Genomic DNA, 25344 nt, shown 5'->3' on the forward strand with positions numbered 1-25344 from the left:
TGTGTAAGTTAAATATTCAATGTATCTTTTACAAACGGGATCGTTATTTTTCGCTGCGCTGCAAGAGAGGCATCATCCAAGCGATTGAGTAAATTATGTAAATCATGCATATTGCGAGAGCATCTATTCAATAAGAATTGTCCTACACTTTCTGGTAAGTCAAATCCTCGTTTTAAAGCATGGAGTTTTAGAGTATTAATTTTATCTTCATCATTTAATTCCATCAACTGAATCACTAATCCCCAACTTAATCTAGAGCGCAAGTCCGCCAGTTGGATAGGGATTGTGGTTGGTGATTGATTTCCCGAAATGATCAAAATACTTTTTTCCATGTCTTTTATTTTATTATATAAATGGAATAAAGCCTCTTCCCAGGAGGGATCTTTTGCGATTACATCAATATCGTCAATACATATTAATTCTTGCTCTTCCAGTCCTTCTATAGTTTGCGGTCCCCATTCTTTGAGGAGTGTTAAAGGGAGATAGATTGCGGAATGAGCATGGGCGGCTTGGCAACACGCTTGTAATAAATGAGTTTTACCACTGCCAGCATTGCCCCAGAGGTAAAGCAATCGGTCTTCCCTATGTGTGAGCATGTTATGTAATTGCTGTTGCAGCAGTTTATTACTTCCCCAATTAAAATCAGCAAGGGTTGCTTCATCATTTAATTTTATAGCTAATGCCAACTGCTTGTTCATTATGAGTGTTCTTTTTTGGGCCATGCTTTTCTGCCCCAGGTCCAAATATAATCAACATAAGTAATTGCGGTAGTAAACGTCGTTAAAATGATCAGAACATTAAGGAGATAGGGAGGAAATTCAAAATAAGCCAATTCAAATAAACAAAAAGTGACTAGAGTCAGTTGTAATGCCGTATTAATTTTACTGAGCAGCGTGGGTTGAAAGTCCAACTTACGACGAATAAATTGATACCAGGCAAGTACCCCTAAGGAAATGGTTAAATCTCTGAGGAAGACCAAAATTACGAGCCACCAAGGTAATACACCAATTAAGGCTAGAGAAATGAAGCTGGAAGCGATTAGTAATTTATCAGCCAGCGGATCAATAAAAGAGCCAAAAAAACTTTGCCAGTTAAAACTTCGGGCTAAAAAGCCATCTAAGCCATCACTCAATCCTGCGAAAATAAATAAATAAAAAGCAATAACATACTCATGACGATATAAATAAAATAGAAAAGGGGCGATTAACAGGAGCCGCAATAAAGTCAAAGCATTTGGAATGTATTTTAATATCATAGGCCATACGATAATTAATTTAATTACCCCTTATTTTGCCGCCTTTACAATGTTAATTTAGGGATTGGCTTTTTGAAGGGGATATGTTTGCTAAACAATATAGTCTAGTGTATACAATACTCGCAGTTCTGTCACTTATGTTTGTCTTCATTTTTACGATACATAATCACTGTGTTACCAATCATTTGTACGAGTTCAGCATGGAGTTGCCCACATAGCTCAGCAGCCATAATAAGTCGGTCTTCTTTTTCTGCACCATTTATTTTTACTTTTATTAATTCATGTGCAAGTAATGCGATATCTGTTTCTGCAATAACAGCTTCAGTTAACCCTTTAGCACCAAGAAGCACAACGGGTTTCAGATGATGCGCTTGGGCTTTAAGAGATTTTTTGAGTGAAGTATCCACGTAATGTTCCTTAATATAAACAGACCCTAATGCACTGATTTTCGAGACTGAATGATAAAATGGTAAATTATTGCACGTTTTGCTGGGAAAAGGTAGTAAAATTCAGTATCATAGATCAAATTGATACTCTATATAAATTTATGAAGCGTACTAAAAGCAGCAAACGATGGTTGCAAGAGCACTTTGATGATGTTTTCGTTAAAAAAGCACAAGTAGAGGGCTATCGCAGTCGTGCGGTATACAAATTGAAAGAAGTAGATGAGAAAGAGTCGTTGCTCAAACCAGGAATGACTGTTGTTGATCTGGGCGCAGCTCCAGGGGGATGGACTCAGTATGTATCTGAACGGTTACAAGGCCGCGGACGTATAATTGCACTGGATATTTTGCCTATGGATACCATACCTGATGTGGATTTTGTACTGGGTGATTTCCGGGAAGATGAAGTGTTGCAAAGGCTCATAAACCTAATCCCAGAACACAGCGTCGACTTGATATTATCAGATATGGCCCCAAATATGAGTGGAACCACTGCAATTGATATTCCACGAGCAATGTATTTGGTTGAGCTGGCCTTTGATTTTGCGGAGAAAATGTTAAAGCCTGGAGGTTCTATGCTTATTAAAATCTTTCATGGGGCTGGTTTTGATGAGTTAGTAAAGCAAGCGAGATCTTCTTTTGAGAAAGTCGTGATTCGAAAGCCTTTGGCTTCTCGTGCTCGCTCAAAAGAAACCTATTTGCTGGCAAAGGGATACAATTTATAGTAACTTTATGATCTAAGAATTTCGATCATAAAATAACAGCTGTACGTCACTAACGAGGTTAATACTTTGAACGACATGGTTAAGAATTTATTTTTATGGCTGATTATAGCGATCGTGCTTGTTTCGGTTTTCAGTAATTTCGGCCCTCGAAACTCGGTTGCTGAGAAACTTTCTTACAGCCAATTTTTGAAAGAAGTCGATCAAGGTATGGTTAATTCAGTCACCATCGAGGATGATAAGATCATCAAAGGGATGACTAAAAATAATAAGCGATTTATTACTTACATGCCTATGCAAGATAATGCTTTATTAGGTGAATTACTGAAAAGCAAAGTCGATGTAAGCGGCCAAGAAAAACAACAAGAAAGTTTCCTCCTCCATTTGTTTATTAATTGGTTCCCGATGCTGCTTTTAATTGGCGTTTGGGTATTTTTTATGCGTCAGATGCAAGGCGGGGGTGGCCGAGGTGCCATGTCGTTTGGTCGTTCAAGGGCACGCTTACTGGGCGAGGATCAAGTTAAGGTAACTTTTGCGGATGTTGCTGGCGTAGATGAGGCTAAAGAGGAAGTTAAGGAATTAGTTGACTTTTTACGCGATCCTACCAAATTCCAAAATCTGGGCGGACGTATTCCTCGCGGTGTGTTATTAGTTGGTTCTCCTGGAACAGGTAAAACCCTTTTAGCTCGAGCTGTTGCTGGTGAAGCTAAAGTACCTTTCTTCACAATTTCGGGTTCTGATTTTGTTGAAATGTTTGTTGGTGTGGGTGCGTCTCGTGTGCGCGATATGTTCGAGCAAGCAAAAAAACATGCTCCTTGCATTATTTTCATTGATGAAATTGATGCGGTAGGTCGTCATCGTGGCGCTGGCCTTGGTGGAGGTCATGATGAGCGCGAGCAAACGTTAAACCAATTACTGGTTGAAATGGATGGTTTTGAAGGAAGTGAGGGGGTTATTGTTGTTGCCGCAACAAACCGCCCAGATGTTTTGGATCCTGCGCTATTACGCCCAGGTCGTTTCGATCGCCAGGTTGTAGTTCCTTTACCGGATATACGGGGTCGCGAACAAATATTAAGGGTGCATTTGCAAAAAGTTCCGGTAGATAGCAATGTGGACATTATGGCGATTGCCCGAGGCACTCCAGGGTTTTCTGGAGCAGATCTCGCAAATCTGGTGAATGAAGCGGCTTTATTTGCTGCACGTGCAAACAAACGTAAAGTCAGCATGGCAGAACTGGATAATGCAAAAGATAAAATTATGATGGGAGCTGAACGACGCTCTATGGTGATGGATGACAATGAGAAAAAACTGACTGCATATCATGAAGCAGGCCATGCGATCGTTGGTTTATCTGTACCCGAACATGATCCTGTTTATAAAGTTTCTATTATTCCGCGGGGCCGCGCTCTTGGTGTGACAATGTTTCTACCGGAGCAAGATAGGTACAGTCATAGTAAACGTCGTTTGGAAAGTCAATTATCCAGTCTATTTGGTGGCCGCATCGCAGAAGAGCTTATCTTTGGTCCGGAAAGTGTAACCACAGGGGCATCGAATGACATTATGCGTTCTACTGAAATAGCACGCAAAATGGTTACCACGTGGGGGCTGTCGACTTTGGGCCCACTGACTTTTGGTGAAGAAGAAGAGGAAGTATTCTTAGGCCGCTCAATGAATAAACATAAAGAAATGTCAGATAGAACCGCACAACAAATTGATGATGAAGTGCGTGCAATTATTGACAGGAATTACAAGCGTGCTAAAGAAATTCTGGTTTCCAATATGGATACGTTGCATTTAATGGCTCAAAGTTTAATTAAATACGAAACGATTGATCTCAAGCAAATACAAGAGATTATGTCTGGAAAGGAACCTTCTCCACCCGAGGACTGGGGTTCATCAAAACCTCTGGATGGAGCTGAAGTGGTAAATAACTCATCAGAAAAGCCAACAGAGAATGAAGTGAGTGTAAATCCTGCTGAAGAGCACTGAGATTATTAGTGAGAGACGCAGGTGAATTCAAAGCAATTTTCAGGTTGGCTTGAGCGTCAACGCCAACCTTCTTTAGATAATCTATCAGAAAAACCATTAATTATGGGCATCTTGAATGTCACTCCGGATTCTTTTTCCGACGGTGGTAAATTTTTATCTCCGGATAGGGCTTGTGAACAGGCATTCCACCTAATAAGTCAAGGAGCTGATTTAATCGATGTTGGGGGGCAATCTACCAGACCAGGTGCACAGTATGTTCCACTTGATGTAGAATTGACCCGGGTCATTCCTGTCATTGAGCAAATTCGTATTAGTTCAGATATTTGTATCTCTATCGATACAAATAAACCCGAAGTAATGGAAGCTGCTGTGGGTGCTGGGGCCAACATAATTAATGATATTTATGCCCTACGCACTGAAGGGGCTCTCGAAATGGCTGCAAAACTAGCCGTTCCTGTTTGTTTGATGCATATGCAAGGAGCACCCCATAATATGCAACAAAACCCATATTATCCAGATGGTGTGCTTACTGAAGTGAAGCGTTTTTTTATAGAGCGCATAACAGAGTGTGATCGTGTCGGTATTCAAAGAAACAATATAATTTTGGATCCGGGCTTTGGATTCGGAAAACAAGTACAAGATAATTTGCTCTTAGTCAAAAATCTTGATAGCTTTGCAACATTTAAAATGCCTCTGCTTTTAGGGGTATCACGCAAAAGCACTATTGGAGCAATTCTTGCTAAAGGAGTGGATGAGCGTTTAATAGGAAGTATAGCGGTCGCAGTTTATGCTGCACTGAAAGGTGCTGGGATCATTAGAACGCATGATGTCGATGAAACAAATCAAGCGTTGCATATGATTGCCACGATAGAGAAGGCCAACATATCAGCTCATACGGGCTAAAAATTCTTGATAAGAGGTGGTTAAGGATGAGTCAACGTAAATATTTTGGTACGGATGGTATACGCGGACACGTGGGTTTATCAAATATTAACCCTGAATTTGTATTGAAACTGGGTTGGGCAGTTGGTCGAGTCCTTGCCAATGGCCAACGCAAAAAAGTAGTGATTGGAAAAGATACAAGGGTATCGGGTTATATGTTGGAATCTGCTCTTGAAGCAGGACTGTCCGCTGCTGGTGTTGACGTTGCTTTGCTTGGACCTATGCCGACACCAGCTATAGCTTATCTAACCCAAACACTTAGAGCAAATGCAGGGATTGTCATCAGTGCATCCCATAATCTGTTTGAAGATAATGGAATCAAGTTTTTTTCCTCTGAAGGAGGTAAATTACCTGATAGTGTTGAGCTGGCAATTGAAGCTGAACTGGAAACGAAAATGCAAACCGTACCTTCTCAGAATTTAGGGAAGGCAACACGAATTAATGATGCAAGTGGACGGTATATAGAGTTTTGTAAATCCACTATTCCGTCATTAACGCGGTTATCGGGGCTGAAAATTGTAGTTGATTGCGCGAATGGTGCGACCTATCACATTGCCCCTAACGTATTTTCTGAACTCGGAGCCCAAGTTATTTCCATTGGAAATCGTCCTGATGGTTTTAATATTAACGAGGATTGTGGCTCAACCTCTCCCGAACTGCTAAGACAAAAGGTCATAAGTACTGGAGCAGATATTGGTGTCGGCCTAGATGGTGATGGCGATCGTGTCATCCTTATTGATTCGGATGGTCGTTTAATTGATGGAGATCAAATCCTTTATATTATTGCCAAAGACAGGCATCAGCGAGGCGTACTAAACGGTGGTGTAGTTGGTACCCAGATGAGCAATTATGGGCTGGAAATCGCTATTAAGAGTTTAGGCATTCCCTTTGTCCGAACTCGGGTAGGCGATCGATATGTTTTAGAAGCCTTGCGGGAAAAAGATTGGAAAATAGGTGGGGAAACTTCGGGACATATCGTCTGCTTGGATAAAACTACAACAGGTGATGGGATAGTTGCTGCCTTACAAGTATTATCAATTATGGTTAAGCAGGGTAAAACGCTTCAGCAATTAATTCAGGGCATCAATCTATTACCACAAAGTTTAGTGAATTTAAAAACCAATTATGCAACCTTACTCGCAGAACACTCACAAGTAGTTGAAATAGTGAGGGCTTTAGAATCAAGTCTAAATGGAGAAGGAAGAGTGTTGCTCAGACCTTCAGGAACTGAACCCTTATTACGTGTTATGGTAGAGGGCCTGGATGAGTCTATGGTGAAACGACACGCGCAAAAGCTATGTGATGATATAAGTCAGATTGAGAGGAATTTAAACATTTAGTGATAAATCAGACATATCAACTGAACCATTTGATAAAAAAATCACAATAGGACTACACATCAGCAATTAGTTTGGGTATAGTCCGCAGTTGAAAATGAAGGGGCATCTGATGAGACACAAGATAGTTGCTGGCAACTGGAAAATGAACGGACAGCTGCAGCAGGTAATTCAATTAAGTAATGAACTTAAAGAGTTACTTTATTCTATTGGCAATGTGCACGTAATTGTAATGCCACCTGCGATTTATATTCCGCAAGTTAGAGATATTCTTGCTGAGAGTATAATTAATATAGGCGCCCAGAATGTGTATCCAAAGGATTTTGGTGCCTACACTGGTGAGATATCTGCACCTATGTTAAAGGAGTTTAACTGTCGTTATATTTTGGTAGGACACTCTGAGAGAAGACATTGTCTTCATGAAGATGAAAATTTTGTAGCGCAAAAATTCCACCATGTGAAAGAACATGGTATGATACCGATTCTTTGTGTCGGTGAAACGCTTGCTGAACGCGAAAAGGGTCAAACAGAACAAGTAATTGCTAAGCAACTGCTTGCGGTAAGTGAACACGATAAAAATTGTTTTCGTGATTGTGTTATAGCTTACGAACCCGTCTGGGCAATAGGTACAGGAAAAACTGCATCACCAGAACAGGCACAGGAAGTACATCAGTTTATTAGAAAGCTGATTGCAGAGATAAATCATAGCGATGCTCAGCGTTTACCGCTTCTTTATGGAGGGAGTGTAAACGAAAACAATGCCAGGGCTTTATTTGCCATGCCCGATGTAGATGGTGGCCTGGTTGGCGGTGCATCGTTGAACGCGAAACAGTTTGTGGAAATTGTGAAATGTATCAATTGATATTAATGATTCATGTAATTGTTGCTGTAGTCTTAATAGGCTTGGTCCTTATCCAGCATGGTAAAGGTGCTGATATTGGTGCGGCTTTTGGATCTGGAGCTTCGAATACCTTATTTGGAAGCCAGGGAACAGGTGGTTTTTTATTTAAACTAACCGGTGGTTTGGCGCTGACCTTTTTCATCACCAGTTTATTGTTATCCTATTTGGTGTCTGTTCAATATCAAAAGGCGGATCAGCAAATAATTCCTCAACAAAACAGTGTACCTGCGAATTCAATTCCAGTACCAGTAGATAATGGTAAGAAAAAATAAATAAAATATCTTCCTCTGCACTTGAATATAGAGAAGATTGGGAATGAATAATTATTAATAATAAAGAATTGCCGAAGTGGTGGAATTGGTAGACACGCCGTCTTGAGGGGGCGGTGGCGAAAGCCGTGCCGGTTCGAGTCCGGCCTTCGGCACCATTTTAATCCGTACAATGGTGAAAAAATGCTATCTCAATATTTACCTGTTCTTATTTTCATAATTATCGGATTGGCATTGGGCTTGGCAATGTTAGGGGCTGGCTCTCTTCTTTCAAAGCACAATCCTGATAGTGCCAAGAACGCTCCTTACGAATGTGGATTTGGTGCATTTGAGAGTTCCCATATTCCATTTGATGTTCGCTTTTATCTGGTTGCAATATTATTTATTATTTTTGACTTGGAAACCGCATTTTTCTTTCCATGGGCTTTAGCTTTGCGCAAAATTGGTTGGTTTGGTTTTGCTGGAATGATGTTATTTTTAGGATTATTAGTAATTGGCTTTATTTATGAATGGAAACGAGGCGCACTAGATTGGGAATAATCCAGGTGCGAAGTAGAGCTTGTTTTACAATTCTCTTGTTTTGACCGCAAGGACTCGATTTTCTGTACTCTGATGCGTTGCATATACTAGCGTATATTCGCTTCGGTGTTCGAAAATCAAGGCCTTGCGACTCAACCCAACGAATTGTAAACAGGCATTAAATTCACTTCTGATGCAACTTCATAAAGAAGGAAGCAATCAGGAGTGGGTATTTTTTATTAATATTTTAACTGCTTAGAGGCTAGCTATGGCGGTTGCAGAATTGCAAAAAAGTGGCTTTGTAACGACTTCAGTCGAAAAACTTCTCGGATGGGCACGTAGTGGTTCTATGTGGCCTATGACTTTTGGATTGGCATGTTGTGCAGTAGAAATGATGCACGTAGGTGCAGCACGCTATGACTTAGACCGGTTTGGAATTATTTTTCGCCCCAGCCCACGGCAATCGGATGTAATGATAGTTGCTGGTACTTTATGCAATAAAATGGCTCCTGCTTTGCGCAAAGTTTACGATCAAATGCCTGAACCACGATGGGTTGTTTCCATGGGTTCTTGTGCGAATGGGGGTGGTTATTATCATTACTCTTACTCTGTAGTTCGAGGGTGTGATCGTATTGTTCCAGTCGATGTATATGTGCCAGGTTGCCCTCCAACTGCTGAAGCGCTGTTGTATGGCATTATTCAATTACAAAACAAAATCAGGCATAAAAAAATCTTAGAAGCTTAAGCTCATCAAAGGTGCAAATAGATGACAAAAAATGATTATTTGGTTGAACAACTCAAAACGGAACTAGCGACTCAAATTAAAGATATTACTGTCGCGTATGATGAGGTAACCATTGAGTGTGATGCATCAAATTTAAAAGCAATGATGTTGGAGCTACGTGATCTAGAGATATTTTGTTTTGATCAGCTTATTGATCTTTGCGCTGTGGATTATTTGCTTTACGGTGAATATGATTGGGAAACTGATTCAGCGACTGAAAGTGGATTTTCTCGCGGGGTAGAACGTCAAGATACTAAAGTTTATGCGCTGAATAAACCTCGTTTTGCTGTAGTATATCATTTACTTTCTACGAAATTGAATCGCCGATTACGTGTTAAAGTGTTCGTTGATGAGTCTCATTTAATTGTTCCCTCAGTACATCATTTATGGAAAGGCGCAGATTGGTTTGAACGCGAAGCCTATGATTTATATGGCATTTTATTTGAGGGACATCCTGATTTAAGACGTATTTTGACAGATTATGGATTTATTGGACATCCATTTCGTAAAGATTTCCCACTCAGTGGTCATGTTGAAATGCGCTATGACGCAAAATTTGAAAAGGTCATATACGCTCCAGTAGATATTGAACCCAGAGTTTTAGTGCCCAAGGTTATTCGTAATGATAACCGGTATATTGGTGAGAAAAGGGGCGAATAATGATTGAATTAAAGAATTACACCTTAAACTTTGGTCCACAACATCCTGCCGCGCACGGAGTTTTGCGTTTAGTTCTTGAGCTTGAAGGTGAAACCATAGTTCGTGCGGATCCCCATATAGGCTTGTTGCATCGTGCTACAGAAAAATTAGCAGAAACAAAACCTTACATTCAATCCATTGGTTATATGGATAGACTCGATTATGTGTCTATGATGTGTAATGAGCATGCTTATGTGCGCGCAATAGAAAAACTTTTAGGCATAGAAGCCCCAATTCGTGCTCAATACATTCGTACCATGTTTGATGAAGTAACTCGCATTTTGAACCATTTATTATGGTTAGGTGCTATAGCCCTGGATATCGGTGCGATGACAGTATTTCTATATTGCTTCAGAGAGCGCGAAGACTTATTTGATTGCTATGAAGCAGTATCAGGAGCACGAATGCATGCTACCTATTATAGACCAGGTGGTGTCGCTCGGGACTTACCTGATACGATGCCTAAGTATAAGGCATCGAGGTGGCATAATGAGCGGGAAGTTGAAAAACTTAATGAAGATCGAAGCGGTAGCTTGCTTGATTTTCTCTGGGCATTTACGGAACGGTTCCCTCGTTGTGTCGATGAATATGAAACATTGCTAACCGATAACAGAATTTGGAAACAACGTACTGTAGACATAGGTATTGTTTCACCCGAAGAAGCTTTGCAATGGGGGTTTACAGGACCAATGCTTCGTGGTTCTGGTATCGCATGGGACTTACGTAAAAAGCAAAGTTATGCGGCATATGATCGCGTGGATTTCGATATTCCAGTAGGTAAAACCGGAGATTGTTATGACCGCTATTTGGTTCGCGTTGAAGAACTAAGACAATCAAATCGCATCATTAGACAATGTATCGAATGGCTCAGAGCGAATCCCGGCCCTGTTCGCCTCGATGATCACAAGGTTACCCCACCCCGTCGTGTCGAAATGAAAGAAGATATGGAATCATTAATCCATCACTTCAAATTGTTCACTGAAGGTTTTTGTGTGCCGCGAGGAGAAGTCTATAGTGCGGTTGAGGCACCAAAAGGTGAGTTTGGTATTTATATGGTTTCAGATGGTGCTAATAAACCTTATCGACTGAAAATTCGTGCTCCAGGATTTGCTCATCTGTCCAGCTACGATGCAATGACTCGAGGACATATGATTGCTGATGGGGTCGCTATTTTAGCGAGTCAGGATATAGTATTTGGTGAAATTGATCGTTAATTTGTGACATGTCAGTTCTTACGATTATTAAAATGACATTCCAGAAAATTGTAATTTAAATTAATAAAGGTTTAGAAATGTCTGATAATTCAGCAAAAATATTACATCAATTGGTGTCAGCTCCAAGAATAAAGGACATCGATCATTGGATAGCAAAATATCCAAAAGATCAAAAGCAATCAGCCGTAATGAGTGCTCTGCGCATTGTCCAAGAAGAGCATGGTCATCTAACGACCGAATTAATGGATGCTGTAGCTGACTATCTCGACATGCCTACAATTGCCGTATATGAGGTAGCTAGTTTTTACACTATGTACGAACACAAGCAGGTTGGCAGACATTCGATAAACGTATGTACCAATATCTCCTGCATGCTGCGTGACTCAGCCGCAATTGTTAACTATTTGGAAAAAAAATTGGACATAAAGCTGGGCGAAACCACAGATGATGGACGTTTTACTTTAAGATCTGTTGAATGTTTAGGTGCCTGTGTTAACGCACCAATGATGCAGGTGGACAAGGATTATCATGAAAATCTGACTCCTGAATCTATAGATAAAGTGTTGGAAGAATACCAATAAAAGATAGAGGTGGTTACCGTGGTTGAATTAAATCAAGTTTGTTATCGAACATTTCATCTACCAGAGCCTTGGACGCTATCTGCTTATGAAAGTGTTGGTGGATACAGTGCATGGAGAAAAATATTAAAAGAGCAAACTTCTCCACAGACAATTATTGATGAATTAAAAACCTCTGCTTTGCGAGGTAGAGGGGGAGCAGGATTCCCAACCGGATTGAAATGGAGTTTTATGAACCGTAATAGTCCGGTACAGAAGTATGTGGTATGTAATTCTGACGAAGGCGAACCAGGTACTTGTAAGGACCGGGAAATACTTGCCCTAAATCCACATCAACTTATTGAAGGAATGGCGATTGCTGGATATACCATGGGTTCAACTGTGGGGTATAACTACATCCGGGGCGAATTTTGGTTACCTTATGAGCGTACAGAAGCCGCATTGAAAGAGGCTTATGCGGCAGGTTTGCTTGGTAAGAATATTTTAGGCTCCGGCATTGATTTTGATTTGTATAATCATTTGGGTGCAGGCGCTTACATTTGTGGTGAAGAGACTGCATTGCTTAATTCCCTAGAAGGGAAAAAAGGTCAGCCGCGGTTTAAACCTCCATTTCCTGCTAACTATGGTTTATATGGAAAACCTACAACCATAAATAACACAGAAACTTTTGCTTCTGTTCCGGTCATTATGGAAAAAGGTGGCGAGTGGTTTTTAAAAATCGGTAAGCCCAATAATGGTGGAACTAAATGCTTTAGTGTGAGCGGTCATGTCAATAAACCAGGAAATTACGAGATCCCGTTGGGAACACCATTTAAAACGCTTCTTGAGTTAGCTGGTGGAGTGATTAAGGGCCGGAAAATTAAAGCAGTGATTCCTGGCGGTTCGTCCATGCGTGTATTACCTGGCGATGTAATGATGAAACTTGATATGGATTATGACAGCATCCAAAAAGCAGGTTCAGGGTTAGGTTCTGGTGCGGTAATTATTATGGACGAAACAACCTGTATGGTTGATGCGTTATACCGTATTTCTGAATTTTATATGGATGAGTCCTGCGGTCAATGTACTCCATGTCGTGAAGGTACAGGCTGGCTAGTCCGATTATTACACCGTATTAAAGAAGGCCATGGGGAACCTGGGGATGTAGAAAAGCTAGTCAATGTTGCGAATAATATCGAAGGACGCACTATTTGCGCACTCGGTGAGGCAGCAGCTTGGCCTGTACAAAGTTTTGTTACGCATTTCCGCGACGAATTTGAATACTTCGTTAAGCATAAACGCTCGATCGTCGCAGCATAATTAAAAGGTTTGACCATGACTACTACTATTGAAATCGACGGTAAGACATTTGAAGCAGAAAACGGGAAAATGATCATCGAAGTTGCCGATGAGGCAGGTATTCATATCCCACGTTTTTGTTATCATAAAAAATTATCTGTGGCTGCAAATTGCCGCATGTGTTTAGTTGAAGTAGAAAATGGCCGCAAGCCAGTTCCTGCATGTGCAACCCCAATTACCGATGGGATGAAGGTTTTTACCAAATCGAAAGAAGCACTGCACTCTCAAAAAGTAGTCATGGAATTCCTGCTTATTAACCATCCACTAGATTGTCCAATTTGCGATCAGGGCGGAGAATGTGAGCTTCAAGATATATCCATGGGATATGGTGCGGGTGAATCACAATATACAGAAACCAAACGTTCCGTAGACGATGATAATTTAGGTGCGCTGATTTCAACTGAAATGACTCGCTGCATCCATTGTACTCGCTGCGTTCGATTTGGTGAGGAAATTGCCGGATTAAGAGAGTTAGGTGCAACAGGGCGCGGCGAACACATGCAAATTGGGACCTATGTTCAACACAGCATGAAATCAGAGGTTTCGGGTAATATTATCGATTTATGTCCTGTTGGTGCGTTAACTTCAAAACCCTTTCGCTTTACTGCGAGAGCCTGGGAACTCACCCAACATGATGGGGTAGCGCCACATGATTGCCTCGGTTCAAATATTTACTTGCATACGCGTCGAAACAAGTTAATGCGTATTGTTCCTAAAGAAAATGAGGCAATTAACGAAACGTGGCTCGCTGACCGGGACCGATTTAGTTATTTGGGTTTAAATAGTCCGTTAAGAGCCAGCCAACCCCAGATTAAACGTAATGGACAATGGGAAGTTGTCGATTGGGAAACTGCTCTGAAATTTACTGCAGAAGGACTGGCTCGCGTTATAAAACAAAATGGTGCTGAGCAAGTAGCGGCTTTTTCCTCAAGTTCCTCTACATTGGAAGAAATGTATTTGTTGCAAAAATTAATGCGTGACATCGGGGTTCATAATCTTGATCACAGATTGCAGCAAGTAGATTTCAAAGATCAGGAGCATCAGGGTACGACACCAAAAAATTCATTACCTTATGAAGAAGTCGAATTACAAAATACAATTGTGCTTGTTGGATGTAACATTGATCGAGAAGTGCCTCTAGCTGGTGTAAGAGTGCGTAAAGCTGCTCGCAATGGAGCTAAAATTTACGCTATAAATCCAGTAGATTTCGAATATCGTTTTGATTTAAGTGATCGATTCATTATTTCACCTTTAGAAATGCCAATGCAACTTGCCAAGCTTGCTTTAGCACTGGCCGGCGATATAAAGAAATTACCTACAGAAGTACAAAAATTATTGATAGGTCTTGAAGCAGATAAAGCAATTCAACGAGTTGCCAAAGCATTGAAAGAAGAAAAAGCATGCTTAATTACTGGCGCTCTTTGCGAAAATCATCCTGAAGCTTCTTTATTGCGTACATTAGCTTTCCATATCGAGAAATTAAGCGGAGCCAAAGTTTTAAGGCTCACTCAGGGTGCAAACACGGCAGGTGCGTGGTTGGCGGGTATGGTTCCTCACCGAACCACTGCCGGCAAAACAGACTCTACTCCAGGTTTGGATGTGCAGGCAGCACTGAACGGTAAACTTAAAGCCTATTTTTTAATGGGAGTAGAACCTGGTTTTGATTTTGCAAATCCTTATGGTGCAAGACAGTCAATGCTGGGTGCGGAGTTTGTTGTATTAATGTCTGCTTATAATCATGAATCAATGCATGATTATGCCGATGTTATTTTACCTATGGCACCCTATGCTGAAACCTCAGGGACATATATTAATATTAATAATACCTGGCAAACAGTAAAAGGTGCTTTGGCTCCTCATGGTGAATCTCGACCTGCATGGAAAATATTGAGAGTGCTCGGTAACTTATTACATTGTGATGGCTTTGAATATCTGTCAACTGAAGATATCTTGTCAGAAATAAAAAATAGTGTTGCAATCACAATGGAGCAAGATTATAAACCCTATTATCCTGAGAGCCTGCCTCTAATGAATCAATCATTGATTCGAGTAGGTGAGTGGCCACTCTATCGCAGTGATGCGATTGTTAGAAACGCCAAAGAGCTGCAATTATGCGCCGCCGCTGAATCAGCATGCATACGTATCAATCCTATAACAGCAGATAGATTGAAATTAGACGATATTGCTACTGTATCTCAGGGAGATATTGAGATAACATTGCCGCTTAAACGTGATGAACGCATTGCGGCGGATGTTGTATGGGTAGCAAACGCGATGCCTGAGACAGTTGATTTGGGTCATTCATTTGCTGCAATAACTATTAAGCGCTAGGCAGGTAAAAAAATGCTGCAAGATATTGGCATATTAATTTGGATCATCATTAAAATATTAGTAATCGTAGTACCATTGCTACTATGTGTCGCATATTTAATCTATGCAGAGCGTAAGGTTATTGGCTACATACAAGCACGTATAGGACCCAATCGTGTGGGTGTACGTGGTTTGCTCCAACCAATTGCGGATTTAATAAAGTTAATTACTAAAGAAATTATTATACCTACACGCTCCAATAAATATCTTTTTATAGCCGCACCGTTGTTTGCTTTGGTTCCTGCCTTGGCAGGTTGGGCAGTTATTCCTTTTCAGGAAGGGATAGTTTTAGCAAATATTAATGCGGGAGTTCTTTATATTTTTGCAATGAGCTCACTTGGAGTTTATGGCGTTTTAATCGCTGGGTGGGCGTCTAACTCCAAATATGCGATGTTTGGTGCTCTAAGAAGTACTGCGCAAACTGTATCCTATGAGATTGCTATGGGTTTTGCTTTAGTAGGCGTACTTCTGGCTGCAGGCAGTATGAATCTTACGGATATTGTTAATTCACAAAAAGGCGGGATTTTACATTGGTGGTTTATTCCCCTGCTTCCACTATTTTTTGTGTTTTGGATTGCAGGAATCGCTGAAACAAATAGAGCACCTTTTGATTTGGCTGAAGGTGAGTCCGAAATTGTTGCAGGATTCCATGTGGAATATTCTGGGATAGGGTTTGCACTGTTCTTCTTATCCGAATATGCGAGCATGATCCTTATTTCTGTACTCCTCAGCATCCTGTTTTTGGGTGGTTGGATGTCGCCGTTTGAAGGGATTCCATTTTTAGAGAACATATTTTTTGTTGTACCCGGATTTGTTTGGTTAATCGTAAAAGTTTGCTTTTTCCTGTATGTGTATTTATGGATAAGAGCTACTTTTCCTCGTTATCGTTATGACCAGCTTATGCGTTTAGGCTGGAAGGTACTCATTCCGGTCACCATTGTTTGGATTATTGTAACTGCGTTAATGGTGGTTACACATGTTAAACCTTGGTTTTAATGATTAATAGAGAAGCCGATGAAAAAAGCATATCAATATATTAAATACTACATACGCAGTTTTCTTTTCATAGAATTATTGCAGGGTTTAAAGCTAACTGGTAAATATTTTTTCAAGAAAAAAATAACGGTACAGTTTCCAGAGGAACAAACCCCGATTTCTCCCCGTTTTAGAGGAGCACTTGCTTTACGCCGTTATCCCAATGGTGAAGAACGTTGCATTGCGTGCAAATTATGTGAAGCAGTTTGCCCTGCACTGGCAATAACCATAGAATCAGAAGAACGTGAAGACGGATCGCGTCGAACAACGCGATACGATATTGATGTGTTTAAATGCATTAATTGCGGTTTATGTGAAGAATCTTGCCCTGTAGATTCCATAGTTGTTACGCCAGTACATCACTACCATGTCAGTGAACGAGGTCAAAATATTATGACCAAAGAGAAGCTCCTTGCGCTTGGTGATTTGCTGGAGCCGAAACTTGCAGCAGATAGAGCTGCTGATGAAAAATACCGATAACGGGGTAAAGTATGCATGAATTACTAATTCAAATTATTTTTTATGTTTTTGCGGCTATAGCAGTAGGTGCTGCGTTTATGGTAATTATTCAAGACAATCCTGTCCGTAGCGTTTTGTTTCTTGTAGTTACTTTTTTTGCGAGTGCCGTATTATGGATACTTGCCCAAGCAGAGTTTCTCGCATTGATTTTAGTGTTGGTATATGTAGGCGCCGTGATGACACTGTTCTTGTTTGTTGTGATGATGCTTAATATTGATGTTGAAATAATTAAGAGTCATTACCGACGTTACTTACCTTTTGGCTTAATTCTGGTTGCTTTATTAACAGGGCTGTTAATGGTATCTATTCCTGCGGGTACATTTAAGGCTAATGTTGAAACAAAAACCAACGAAATCACGAGCGTGCAATCATTTAATGCAGAGCAAAATAATCCTGAAGCACAGCCCGTATCGAATACTGAAGCCTTGGGTTTGGTTTTGTATACCGATTATTTCCTGGCTTTTGAAATTGCAGCTGCGCTGTTGTTAATTGCAATTATTTCTGCAATTACTTTAGTACATAGAGGTCCCAGAAAATCGAAAAGGCAGGATGTAAAACAACAAATTCTGACACGTAGAAATGACCGGGTTGAATTAATTAGTATGAAAGCAGAGAAATAAGGTTGGGGAATTCTATATGATACCTGTTAATAATTATTTGATTCTGGGTGCGATTTTATTCGGTTTTGGTCTTATCGGCATAATGATGAATCGTAGAAACATCATTTTATTGCTCGTATGTATCGAATTGATGTTGCTTGCCGTAAATACTAATTTCGTAGCATTTTCCCATTATTATAATGAAATTGGTGGTCAAGTCTTTGTTTTTTTTATTTTAACAGTTGCTGCCGCAGAAGCAGCAATAGGATTAGCCATAGTGATGTTGCTTTTTAGAAATAGAGGCAATATTGACGTTGATAAGATGAATCATTTAAAAGGTTAACATTGTGAGTATCCAACAACTTTGTCTAATAATCGTTTTAGCTCCTTTGGCAGGTTCCATAATTGCCGGTTTTTTCCGTAATCAAATCGGAAGAGTTGGAGCCCATACAGCTACCATTTTGGGAGTTGCAATTTCTTTTGTAATATCGTTGCATGTTGCCTGGCAACTATTCTCAGGAGCTATTTCAACTGAAAGTACAGTGGTTTATCATTGGGCTAACGGTGGTTTAATACTCCCGTTTGAATTCAATATAGGTTTTTTGATCGACCCTCTTAGCGTGGTTATGCTGGTTACTGTAAATTTTATTTCTTTGCTGGTACATATTTACAGTATTGGATATATGGCAGATGACGATGGTTACCAACGCTTTTTTAGCTACATTTCTCTATTTACTTTCATGATGCTTATGTTAGTAAGTGCCAACAATTTTCTACAATTATTCTTTGGCTGGGAAGGTGTAGGGTTAGTATCTTATTTGCTTATCGGATTTTGGTACCAAAAGGAATCAGCGATTGAAGGTAGCCTTAAAGCATTTATCGTGAACCGAGTGGGCGATTTTGGTTTTCTATTAGGTATAGCTCTGATTTTTGCATATACCGGAAGTATCGATTATGAAACTGTTTTCAAAAGTGTAAGCTACCTGGCAAGTCAAAATATTGAACTATTCCACGGACATCCCTGGTCCTTAGTTACAGTGATTTGTTTGGCTTTATATGTTGGTGCTATGGGTAAATCGGCGCAAGTCCCACTGCATGTATGGTTACCAGAATCTATGGAAGGTCCAACGCCTATTTCCGCATTGATTCATGCTGCAACCATGGTTACCGCCGGGGTATTTATGATTGCACGTATTTCTCCTCTAATTGAATTTTCCACCACGGCATTAAGTGTGGTTCTAGTTATTGGTGCAACCGGAGCACTGTTTACAGGTATTTTAGCCCTGGTTATGAATGATATTAAGCGTGTTGTAGCCTATTCAACGTTATCACAACTGGGTTATATGATGGTTGGAATGGGTGCTTCTGCTTATAGCGCAGGGATGTTTCACCTGCTTACACATGCATGTTTTAAAGCACTCTTATTCCTTGGTGCTGGTTCAGTAATCATTGGAATGCATCATGAACAAGATATGCGAAAAATGGGTGGTTTATGGAATAAAATGCCAATTACGTATGTGACTTTCATAATTGGCTCCCTGGCTCTGTGTGCTGTCCCTCCGTTTGCGGGATTTTATTCAAAAGATACTATTATTGAGGCGGCTCAGTTATCACAGATCCCTGGTAGCAGCTATGCCTATTTCTGTGTAGTTGTTGGTGCGGGAGTTACTGCGCTGTATGCCTTTAGATCGTTATTTATGACGTTTCATGGTAAGCCACGCATGGATGCACATACCTTAAGTCATGTGCATGAGTCCCCATGGGTCGTATGGTTGCCGCTTGTTTTACTTGCTATTCCTTCAATTATGTTGGGTTATGTGTTGTATATGCCAATGCTTTTTGATAATCCAACTATTTTAGGCTCCTCTCTGTTTGTTCTGCCTCAACATAATGTTCTGGCGGAACTCGCTCATGAAGTTACTTCTCCGTTTGAAAGTATGTTGCATTCAGTATTTTCACTTACTTTTTGGATTACTATAGCGGGGATTTTTATTGCTTGGCTTTGTTATATCGCTGTTCCTTCGATTCCGGGATTTTTGGCACGTTATTTCTCACTCATTTACAAAATACTGATGAATAAATATGGATTTGATGCGTTTAATAATTTATTTTTTGTAAAAGGTTCTAAGGGCATAGGAACTGCGTTTTACAGGGTGGGTGATCAAACGTTGATCGATGGTTTGGTTGTTAACGGCGGCAGTCGACTTATTAGATGGTTTTCAGCTAAAGGTCGTGTGATACAGAGCGGTTATCTGTATCATTATGCAGCGGTAATGGTTTTTGGATTGCTTGGATTTTTATGCTGGTTGGTACTCGGCTGAATATAGGGTGAAGGTATGCATTATTTGCTCAATTTACTAATTTGGTTACCGATAATAGGCGGTGTTTTTGTTCTTCTCGCTGGAGACGATCGTAGCCCGAATATTTCGCGTTATTTGGCTTTGTTTACCATAATACTTTGCTTGCTACTTTGTATTCCTCTTGTTGCAGGTTTTGATCCTAAAGTATTAGGAATGCAATATTTGGAGGAATTCCAATGGATGCCCGCTTTAGGAATTAGCTATAGCTTGGGTATCGATGGAATGTCTTTACTTTTGATTGTTCTTACTGTCTTTACGAATTTGGTTGTGATACTGGCAACCTGGGAGAGTATTACCAATAGAGTTTCTCAATACTTGGCTGCATTTTTAATTATGCAGGGATTATTGGTTGGTGTTTTCTCCGCGTTGGATGCAATCGTATTTTATGTGTTTTGGGAGGCTACACTAATCCCAATGTACCTAATTATTGGTATTTGGGGATCAGATAATCGCGTCTATGCCGCAATTAAATTTTTCTTATATACTTTTTTAGGCTCTGTGCTCATGTTGGCTAGCTTTTTATATATGGGCTATATAGCAGGTACATTTAATATTGAAGCATTTTATGCAATTAAACTGGGAATGACTGCTCAAACACTGATTTTTATTGCATTTTTCCTTGGTTTTGCAATCAAGATACCCATGTTTCCAGTACATACCTGGTTGCCTGATGCGCATACTGAAGCTCCAGCAGGTGGCTCAATAGTATTAGCAGCAATTTTATTAAAGCTCGGTGCTTACGGATTTATCCGTTTCTCTTTACCTATTGTCCCCGATGCCTGTAGCCGTTATGCTGGCATAATGATAGCCTTGTCTTTAATTGCAGTCGTTTATATTGCCCTGGTTGCAATCATCCAAAAAGATATGAAACGTTTAATTGCATACTCTTCAATTTCACATATGGGATTTGTGACATTGGGTTCTTTTGCCATTTTTGCAATTGCAAAACAAACAGGATTGAGCGCCGCTGGCCTAATTTTGGAAGGTGCAATTGTGGTCATGATTTCTCATGCCTTTGTCTCAAGTGCTCTTTTTGCTGGCGTAGGTTACATTTATGATCGTATGCATACCCGACGGTTAGCAGATTTTGGCGGAATAGTGAATACCATGCCAATCTTTGCATCGTTTTTTATGCTTTTCTGTATGGCGAATGCAGGATTACCAGGTACTTCTGGGTTTGTTGGTGAATTTATGGTAATTCTAGGCTCCATTAAAGCAGGTTTCTGGGTAACATTTTGGGCGGCGACTACGCTCATCACAGCAGCTGGATACAATCTATGGATGTACAAACGTGTTATTTTTGGCCCTGTAGCAAATGAAAAAGTTGCAGCGTTAAAAGATCTTACGGGCTATGAGTTAAGTGCTTATATCCTACTTGCTTTGATGGTTATCGCTATGGGCGTTTATCCTAAGCCAATGTTGGAATATATACATCAAACAGTAAGCCATACTCTGGCATTAGCAAGTCAATCAAAATTGTAATCAAGGTTAATCAATATGACAGCATTACTTGAAAATATCCACGTAGCCCTTCCGGAAATAATCCTGTTAACCGCAGCGTGCATTGCATTGCTTGCTGATTTATTTTTGCGGGATCGGTGTAAATCAATAGCCTATTTTATATCCTGTATCGGTTTGGTTTTAGCTGCTGTTGTTAGTTTCCTCTATATTGGTACGTTTAAGGTAATTACGCTTAATGGTCTATTTATCAGCGATGATATTGCAAATTTAATGAAGTTTTTTATATACCTTTCAGTATTGTTGAGCTTTATTTACTCAAGAAACTACATAGATGAACGTCAAATGCCTGCTGGTGATTACTATATTTTGGGAATGTTTTCTACCTTGGGAATGATGTTCTTAGTTTCAGCACATTCGTTACTCACTATTTTTCTGGGATTGGAATTATTGTCATTACCTTTATATGCCATGACGGCTATTCGAAGAACTGATGGTGATGCTTCTGAAGCGGCAATGAAGTACTTTGTAATGGGCTCAATCGCATCTGCCATGCTCTTGTACGGTATCTCCCTAATTTATGGAGCAACAGGAAAACTGGACTTACTCGACGTTGCAAATGCAATTGCTGCGAACTGGCAGCAGCAAAACACATTGCTTGTGTTTGCCTTGGTTTTTATCCTATCTGGGGTTGCATTCAAATTGGCAGCAGTTCCTTTCCATATGTGGGCGCCCGATGTATATCAAGGGGCTCCAAGTTCAGTTACCTTATTTATTAGTGCTGCACCAAAGATTGCAGCAGTAGGGATGACCTTTAGGTTGTTAACTATTGGTCTGGTAGATATTAGCGCGCAATGGCAACAAATTCTACTGGTAATTACTTTGCTTTCAACAGGGTTGGGTAATTTATTTGCCGTGGTACAAACCAGTATAAAACGCTTACTGGCTTATTCAGCAATATCACATATAGGATATGCTCTGTTTGGTATTTTAGCCGCTACGAACGCGGGCTATTCAGCCGCACTCTACTATATTTTAGTTTACGGAATAACTTCTGCAGCTGCATTTGGTCTAATTGTCTTAATGTCTACACAAGGAATGGAAATTGACAATATCGATGATTTAAAAGGACTTAACAAAAGAAACCCTTGGCTTGCATTTTTGATGTTAATTATTATGTTTTCACTTGCAGGTGTTCCACCCACTGTTGGGTTTTTTACTAAATTACTTGTTCTCAAAGCCCTAGTTGATGCTCAAATGACATGGGTTGCAGTGCTTGGTTTATTCTTTACAGTAATTGGTGCATATTACTATTTAAGAGTTATTAAAATCATGTATTTCGATAAACCCATACAGGTTGATCCTGTAATTATGAATAAAGGAAATGTTTTAATACTTTCCCTCAACTGTTTGTCGCTACTTTATTTAGGTATTTTTCCCAGTGCCTTAATTGTAGCTTGCATTAATGCTTTTGGGACCTAGGGCCTGTATGCAATCCTACTCTCTTTCGCGAGGCCTTGATGGAGGCATATATATATGCCTGGCTTATATGCTCGATAATCAAGGCTTGCGGCTTACTCTAGCGAATTGTAACCAAGCCCTAAAATAGAGTAATTTGCTTCTGCATGAGAAAATTGTTCGTTTTTATCATATAGAATATATATTTATTTATAATCTTAAGCGAAAGTACTTGCTAAGAGTACTGACTCTCAGTATACTTGCCATCAGTTGACGCGGGGTGGAGCAGCCTGGTAGCTCGTCGGGCTCATAACCCGAAGGTCGTAGGTTCAAATCCTGCCCCCGCTACCACTTATTTTGAACCCCATTTATGGGGTTTTTTATTATGTATAATTTGTAACTGCACTGATAGTAGTAGCCCAGTAAAGCCAAGGTCACGCTCGGAACTAATTGCTTTAAAGATAACACTTCCAGAGTTTAGTCCTTGTCCAAGCTCAGGTTACCCTATTGTATTTGTATTAGGCATACGTGCCCTTTTTAGTTTGTTAATACTATGATACAAGATGAATTGGAACATTTGTTAGCTCCTACGATTACAGATATGGGCTATGAGTTTTGGGGATGTGAATATCTTTCACAAGGTAGGCATTCCTTATTGCGCATATATATTGATAAGGCTGCTGGAATAGGAATCGAAGACTGTGAAGCAGTAAGTCATCAAGTGAGCGCTTTGCTTGATGTGGAAGATCCTATTTCTGGAAATTACAGTTTGGAAGTGTCATCACCCGGCATTCCAAGGCCTTTATTTAAAAGGTGGCAATATCAACGTTATATAGGACATGAAGTACAAGTAAAAACTTTTAAGCCGGTAAATGGTAAACGTAAATTAATAGGTACTATTGTCTCAGCATCTGAAAATTCTTTAGTACTTAACATAAATAACGAAGATCAAGAGTTACTTTTTTCAAATATTGTGAAAGCAAATTTGACAGTATAGAGAGGCGAACAATGAGCAAAGAATTGTTACTGGTTGCAGAGGCGTTATCAAACGAAAGAGGTGTAAGTAAAGATGTTATTATACTTGCCATTCAGGCCGCACTGGAGTCTGCAACTCGCAAGATCTTTGGTTTGGATATAGGTGTAAGAATTAAGTTAGATCCTCGTACAGGCGAGTATGAAACCTTCAGGTATTGGGATGTAGTTAATGAGGATGAGCTAGAGCATCCTGAGCGCCAATTAACTGTTGAACAAGCAAAAGAGCGCAATCCAGACGCAAAAACTGGTGATCGCATAGAAGAATCAATACCATCAATTGAATTTGGAAGAATTGAAGCCCAAACGGCGCGCCAGGTTATTATGCAAAAAGTTAGAGAGGCGGAGCGTGAGCTAGTCATTGATCAATTCAGAAGCAAGTTAGGACAGCTGATTTATGGAACTGTTAAGAAAGTAACTCGCGATAATATTATTATCGATTTAGGTGGTAAAGCAGAAGCATTTTTACCACGTAGTGAGATGTTGCCGCATGAAATGTTTCGTCCAAATGATCGAGTTCGTGCTTACTTATATGAGATCACACCTCAAGCTCGTGGACCACAGTTGTTTGTAAGCCGGACACGTAATGAAATGCTTATTGAACTTTTCCGCATAGAGGTTCCAGAAATTGGCGAGAATGTTATTGACGTTAAAGCTGCAGCACGTGATCCAGGAAATAGGGCTAAAATTGCAGTTAAAACCAATGATGGACGAATTGATCCTGTAGGGGCTTGTGTAGGTATGCGTGGTGCTCGAGTTCAGGCTGTTTCCAGTGAACTTGGCGGGGAACGGGTGGATATTATTCTATGGGATGATAACCCGGCTCAGTTAGTGATCAATGCGATGGCTCCAGCAGAAATTTCTTCTATTGTTGTTGATGAAGATACACATACTATGGATCTGGCTGTAGAAAAAGATCAACTCTCTCAGGCAATTGGTCGAAATGGTCAAAATGTTCGTTTGGCAAGTCAATTAACTGGCTGGACCTTGAACGTTATGACTACAGACGAGTTTGAAAATAAAAATTTGGAAGAGTCAAGTAAAATTGTTAAATTATTTACTTCCGCACTGGAAATTGATGAAGAAATTGCTACATTACTAGTAGCGCATGGTTTCTCTTCTCTTGAAGAAGTTGCTTATGTGCCTAAGGAAGAATTACTTGCTATAGAAGAATTTGATGAAGAAATTGTTGAAGAATTAAGAAATAGAGCAAACGATAAGTTACTCACTATGGCTCTTTCTTCTGGAAAAGAGCTATCTGGCTCACCTGACGAATCGCTACTCTCAATGGAAGGCATGACTAACGAGTTAGCTAACAAATTAGCCTCGAAGGGAATTACTTCCATGGAGGATTTAGCTGAGCAATCTGTCGATGAGTTGTTGGAAATTGAAGGAATGACTGAAGAAAAGGCCGGTTCTTTAATTATGAAGGCCAGAGAACCATGGTTTTTATAAGGCTATGGATTTATTATAAATTAATGTAGTGCAAATATGCAGTTCGTTCTTAAATAGCGAATATAACT

Annotated in this window: 25 protein-coding genes and 2 tRNA genes; 24 read left to right on the forward strand and 3 right to left on the reverse strand. The window is 40.1% G+C overall.

The features are described 5' to 3' along the window. Positions 1–8: 8 nt before the first annotated feature. From hda to yhbY, 3 genes are all read right to left on the reverse strand, one after another. Positions 9–698, reverse strand: a complete 690-nt coding sequence (gene hda / locus LXO92_RS03430) for a DnaA regulatory inactivator Hda (protein WP_182352715.1) — start codon at positions 696–698, stop codon at positions 9–11. Then, the gene (locus tag LXO92_RS03435) at positions 698–1255 is read right to left on the reverse strand and encodes a CDP-alcohol phosphatidyltransferase family protein (RefSeq protein ID WP_182351352.1); all 558 of its coding nucleotides are present in this window, start codon (positions 1253–1255) and stop codon (positions 698–700) included. The genes hda and LXO92_RS03435 overlap by 1 nt, the downstream gene beginning before the upstream one ends. A gap of 131 nt (positions 1256–1386) precedes the next feature. Beyond that, entirely contained in the window at positions 1387–1662 is a 276-nt protein-coding gene (gene yhbY / locus LXO92_RS03440; RefSeq protein ID WP_182351353.1) for a ribosome assembly RNA-binding protein YhbY, read from the reverse strand. Between the two features lie 140 nt (positions 1663–1802). On the opposite strand from yhbY, the gene rlmE reads away from it, so the two are divergent. The 24 genes from rlmE (at position 1803) to nusA (ending at position 25276) form a co-directional block, all read left to right on the forward strand. After that, positions 1803–2423, forward strand: coding sequence for a 23S rRNA (uridine(2552)-2'-O)-methyltransferase RlmE (gene rlmE / locus LXO92_RS03445; RefSeq protein ID WP_232890388.1), 621 nt, complete (start codon positions 1803–1805; stop codon positions 2421–2423). A gap of 75 nt (positions 2424–2498) precedes the next feature. Continuing rightward, complete coding sequence (ftsH, locus tag LXO92_RS03450) at positions 2499–4409, forward strand: ATP-dependent zinc metalloprotease FtsH (protein ID WP_182351355.1); 1911 nt, start codon at positions 2499–2501, stop codon at positions 4407–4409. Between the two features lie 21 nt (positions 4410–4430). Further along, positions 4431–5312 carry a dihydropteroate synthase gene (folP, locus tag LXO92_RS03455; RefSeq protein WP_182351356.1) on the forward strand — a complete coding sequence of 294 codons (882 nt, stop codon included), beginning with the start codon at positions 4431–4433 and terminating at the stop codon, positions 5310–5312. A 26-nt stretch (positions 5313–5338) separates the two neighbouring features. Beyond that, positions 5339–6691 carry a phosphoglucosamine mutase gene (gene glmM / locus LXO92_RS03460; RefSeq protein ID WP_182351357.1) on the forward strand — a complete coding sequence of 451 codons (1353 nt, stop codon included), beginning with the start codon at positions 5339–5341 and terminating at the stop codon, positions 6689–6691. A 109-nt stretch (positions 6692–6800) separates the two neighbouring features. After that, positions 6801–7550, forward strand: a complete 750-nt coding sequence (tpiA, locus tag LXO92_RS03465) for a triose-phosphate isomerase (protein ID WP_182351358.1) — start codon at positions 6801–6803, stop codon at positions 7548–7550. After that, positions 7538–7861 (forward strand): preprotein translocase subunit SecG, encoded by a 324-nt coding sequence (secG, locus tag LXO92_RS03470; protein ID WP_182351359.1) that lies wholly within the window; start codon positions 7538–7540, stop codon positions 7859–7861. Before tpiA ends, secG begins: the two co-directional genes overlap by 13 nt. 70 nt (positions 7862–7931) lie before the next feature. Then, positions 7932–8016, forward strand: a tRNA-Leu gene (locus tag LXO92_RS03475). 25 nt (positions 8017–8041) lie between these two features. Further along, positions 8042–8398, forward strand: coding sequence for an NADH-quinone oxidoreductase subunit A (locus tag LXO92_RS03480; RefSeq protein WP_058516495.1), 357 nt, complete (start codon positions 8042–8044; stop codon positions 8396–8398). 247 nt (positions 8399–8645) lie between these two features. Next, positions 8646–9122, forward strand: a complete 477-nt coding sequence (locus tag LXO92_RS03485) for a NuoB/complex I 20 kDa subunit family protein (RefSeq protein WP_182351360.1) — start codon at positions 8646–8648, stop codon at positions 9120–9122. A 21-nt stretch (positions 9123–9143) separates the two neighbouring features. Continuing rightward, entirely contained in the window at positions 9144–9821 is a 678-nt protein-coding gene (locus LXO92_RS03490; protein ID WP_182351361.1) for an NADH-quinone oxidoreductase subunit C, read from the forward strand. Continuing rightward, the gene (locus LXO92_RS03495; RefSeq protein ID WP_182351362.1) at positions 9821–11074 is read left to right on the forward strand and encodes an NADH-quinone oxidoreductase subunit D; all 1254 of its coding nucleotides are present in this window, start codon (positions 9821–9823) and stop codon (positions 11072–11074) included. Before LXO92_RS03490 ends, LXO92_RS03495 begins: the two co-directional genes overlap by 1 nt. 77 nt (positions 11075–11151) lie before the next feature. Continuing rightward, positions 11152–11655, forward strand: coding sequence for an NADH-quinone oxidoreductase subunit NuoE (gene nuoE / locus LXO92_RS03500; protein WP_232890389.1), 504 nt, complete (start codon positions 11152–11154; stop codon positions 11653–11655). 18 nt (positions 11656–11673) lie between these two features. Continuing rightward, positions 11674–12951, forward strand: a complete 1278-nt coding sequence (gene nuoF / locus LXO92_RS03505) for an NADH-quinone oxidoreductase subunit NuoF (protein WP_182351364.1) — start codon at positions 11674–11676, stop codon at positions 12949–12951. A gap of 15 nt (positions 12952–12966) precedes the next feature. Next, positions 12967–15321 (forward strand): NADH-quinone oxidoreductase subunit NuoG, encoded by a 2355-nt coding sequence (nuoG, locus tag LXO92_RS03510; protein ID WP_182351365.1) that lies wholly within the window; start codon positions 12967–12969, stop codon positions 15319–15321. Positions 15322–15333: 12 nt separating this feature from the next. Next, the gene (nuoH, locus tag LXO92_RS03515; RefSeq protein ID WP_058516489.1) at positions 15334–16356 is read left to right on the forward strand and encodes an NADH-quinone oxidoreductase subunit NuoH; all 1023 of its coding nucleotides are present in this window, start codon (positions 15334–15336) and stop codon (positions 16354–16356) included. Positions 16357–16374: 18 nt separating this feature from the next. Further along, the gene (nuoI, locus tag LXO92_RS03520; RefSeq protein ID WP_182351366.1) at positions 16375–16875 is read left to right on the forward strand and encodes an NADH-quinone oxidoreductase subunit NuoI; all 501 of its coding nucleotides are present in this window, start codon (positions 16375–16377) and stop codon (positions 16873–16875) included. A gap of 11 nt (positions 16876–16886) precedes the next feature. Next, positions 16887–17534 (forward strand): NADH-quinone oxidoreductase subunit J, encoded by a 648-nt coding sequence (locus LXO92_RS03525; RefSeq protein ID WP_182351367.1) that lies wholly within the window; start codon positions 16887–16889, stop codon positions 17532–17534. A 16-nt stretch (positions 17535–17550) separates the two neighbouring features. Beyond that, entirely contained in the window at positions 17551–17856 is a 306-nt protein-coding gene (gene nuoK / locus LXO92_RS03530) for an NADH-quinone oxidoreductase subunit NuoK (RefSeq protein ID WP_019232919.1), read from the forward strand. Between the two features lie 4 nt (positions 17857–17860). Continuing rightward, the gene (nuoL, locus tag LXO92_RS03535) at positions 17861–19834 is read left to right on the forward strand and encodes an NADH-quinone oxidoreductase subunit L (protein ID WP_182351368.1); all 1974 of its coding nucleotides are present in this window, start codon (positions 17861–17863) and stop codon (positions 19832–19834) included. Between the two features lie 15 nt (positions 19835–19849). After that, positions 19850–21355, forward strand: coding sequence for a complex I subunit 4 family protein (locus tag LXO92_RS03540; RefSeq protein ID WP_232890390.1), 1506 nt, complete (start codon positions 19850–19852; stop codon positions 21353–21355). 15 nt (positions 21356–21370) lie between these two features. After that, a complete protein-coding gene (gene nuoN, locus LXO92_RS03545) occupies positions 21371–22813 on the forward strand; it encodes an NADH-quinone oxidoreductase subunit NuoN (protein WP_182351370.1) in 1443 nt (480 codons plus the stop codon). A 250-nt stretch (positions 22814–23063) separates the two neighbouring features. Continuing rightward, positions 23064–23140: transfer RNA gene (locus LXO92_RS03550), tRNA-Met, on the forward strand. 202 nt (positions 23141–23342) lie between these two features. Further along, positions 23343–23786, forward strand: coding sequence for a ribosome maturation factor RimP (gene rimP, locus LXO92_RS03555; RefSeq protein WP_232890391.1), 444 nt, complete (start codon positions 23343–23345; stop codon positions 23784–23786). A gap of 11 nt (positions 23787–23797) precedes the next feature. Then, positions 23798–25276: a transcription termination factor NusA gene (nusA, locus tag LXO92_RS03560; RefSeq protein ID WP_182351372.1), complete on the forward strand. Its 1479-nt coding sequence runs from the start codon at positions 23798–23800 to the stop codon at positions 25274–25276. Positions 25277–25344: the final 68 nt, after the last annotated feature.

This window comes from Legionella resiliens, from assembly GCF_021344005.1.
In the GTDB taxonomy this organism is placed as follows: Bacteria; Pseudomonadota; Gammaproteobacteria; order Legionellales; family Legionellaceae; genus Legionella; species Legionella resiliens.

Excerpts from the sequence above, each read along its gene's own strand:
- LXO92_RS03480 (WP_058516495.1), top strand. The coding sequence starts at position 8,042 with ATGCTATCTCAATATTTACCTGTTCTTATTTTCATAATTATCGGATTG.
- nuoI (WP_182351366.1), top strand. The coding sequence starts at position 16,375 with ATGAAAAAAGCATATCAATATATTAAATACTACATACGCAGTTTTCTT.
- nuoG (WP_182351365.1), top strand. The coding sequence starts at position 12,967 with ATGACTACTACTATTGAAATCGACGGTAAGACATTTGAAGCAGAAAAC.
- nuoH (WP_058516489.1), top strand. The coding sequence starts at position 15,334 with ATGCTGCAAGATATTGGCATATTAATTTGGATCATCATTAAAATATTA.
- glmM (WP_182351357.1), top strand. The coding sequence starts at position 5,339 with ATGAGTCAACGTAAATATTTTGGTACGGATGGTATACGCGGACACGTG.
- LXO92_RS03485 (WP_182351360.1), top strand. The coding sequence starts at position 8,646 with ATGGCGGTTGCAGAATTGCAAAAAAGTGGCTTTGTAACGACTTCAGTC.
- nusA (WP_182351372.1), top strand. The coding sequence starts at position 23,798 with ATGAGCAAAGAATTGTTACTGGTTGCAGAGGCGTTATCAAACGAAAGA.
- nuoE (WP_232890389.1), top strand. The coding sequence starts at position 11,152 with ATGTCTGATAATTCAGCAAAAATATTACATCAATTGGTGTCAGCTCCA.
- rimP (WP_232890391.1), top strand. The coding sequence starts at position 23,343 with ATGATACAAGATGAATTGGAACATTTGTTAGCTCCTACGATTACAGAT.
- LXO92_RS03435 (WP_182351352.1), bottom strand. The coding sequence starts at position 1,255 with ATGATATTAAAATACATTCCAAATGCTTTGACTTTATTGCGGCTCCTG.
- nuoN (WP_182351370.1), top strand. The coding sequence starts at position 21,371 with ATGACAGCATTACTTGAAAATATCCACGTAGCCCTTCCGGAAATAATC.
- LXO92_RS03540 (WP_232890390.1), top strand. The coding sequence starts at position 19,850 with ATGCATTATTTGCTCAATTTACTAATTTGGTTACCGATAATAGGCGGT.
- nuoK (WP_019232919.1), top strand. The coding sequence starts at position 17,551 with ATGATACCTGTTAATAATTATTTGATTCTGGGTGCGATTTTATTCGGT.
- ftsH (WP_182351355.1), top strand. The coding sequence starts at position 2,499 with ATGGTTAAGAATTTATTTTTATGGCTGATTATAGCGATCGTGCTTGTT.
- hda (WP_182352715.1), bottom strand. The coding sequence starts at position 698 with ATGAACAAGCAGTTGGCATTAGCTATAAAATTAAATGATGAAGCAACC.
- LXO92_RS03525 (WP_182351367.1), top strand. The coding sequence starts at position 16,887 with ATGCATGAATTACTAATTCAAATTATTTTTTATGTTTTTGCGGCTATA.
- LXO92_RS03490 (WP_182351361.1), top strand. The coding sequence starts at position 9,144 with ATGACAAAAAATGATTATTTGGTTGAACAACTCAAAACGGAACTAGCG.
- secG (WP_182351359.1), top strand. The coding sequence starts at position 7,538 with ATGTATCAATTGATATTAATGATTCATGTAATTGTTGCTGTAGTCTTA.
- tpiA (WP_182351358.1), top strand. The coding sequence starts at position 6,801 with ATGAGACACAAGATAGTTGCTGGCAACTGGAAAATGAACGGACAGCTG.
- rlmE (WP_232890388.1), top strand. The coding sequence starts at position 1,803 with ATGAAGCGTACTAAAAGCAGCAAACGATGGTTGCAAGAGCACTTTGAT.
- LXO92_RS03495 (WP_182351362.1), top strand. The coding sequence starts at position 9,821 with ATGATTGAATTAAAGAATTACACCTTAAACTTTGGTCCACAACATCCT.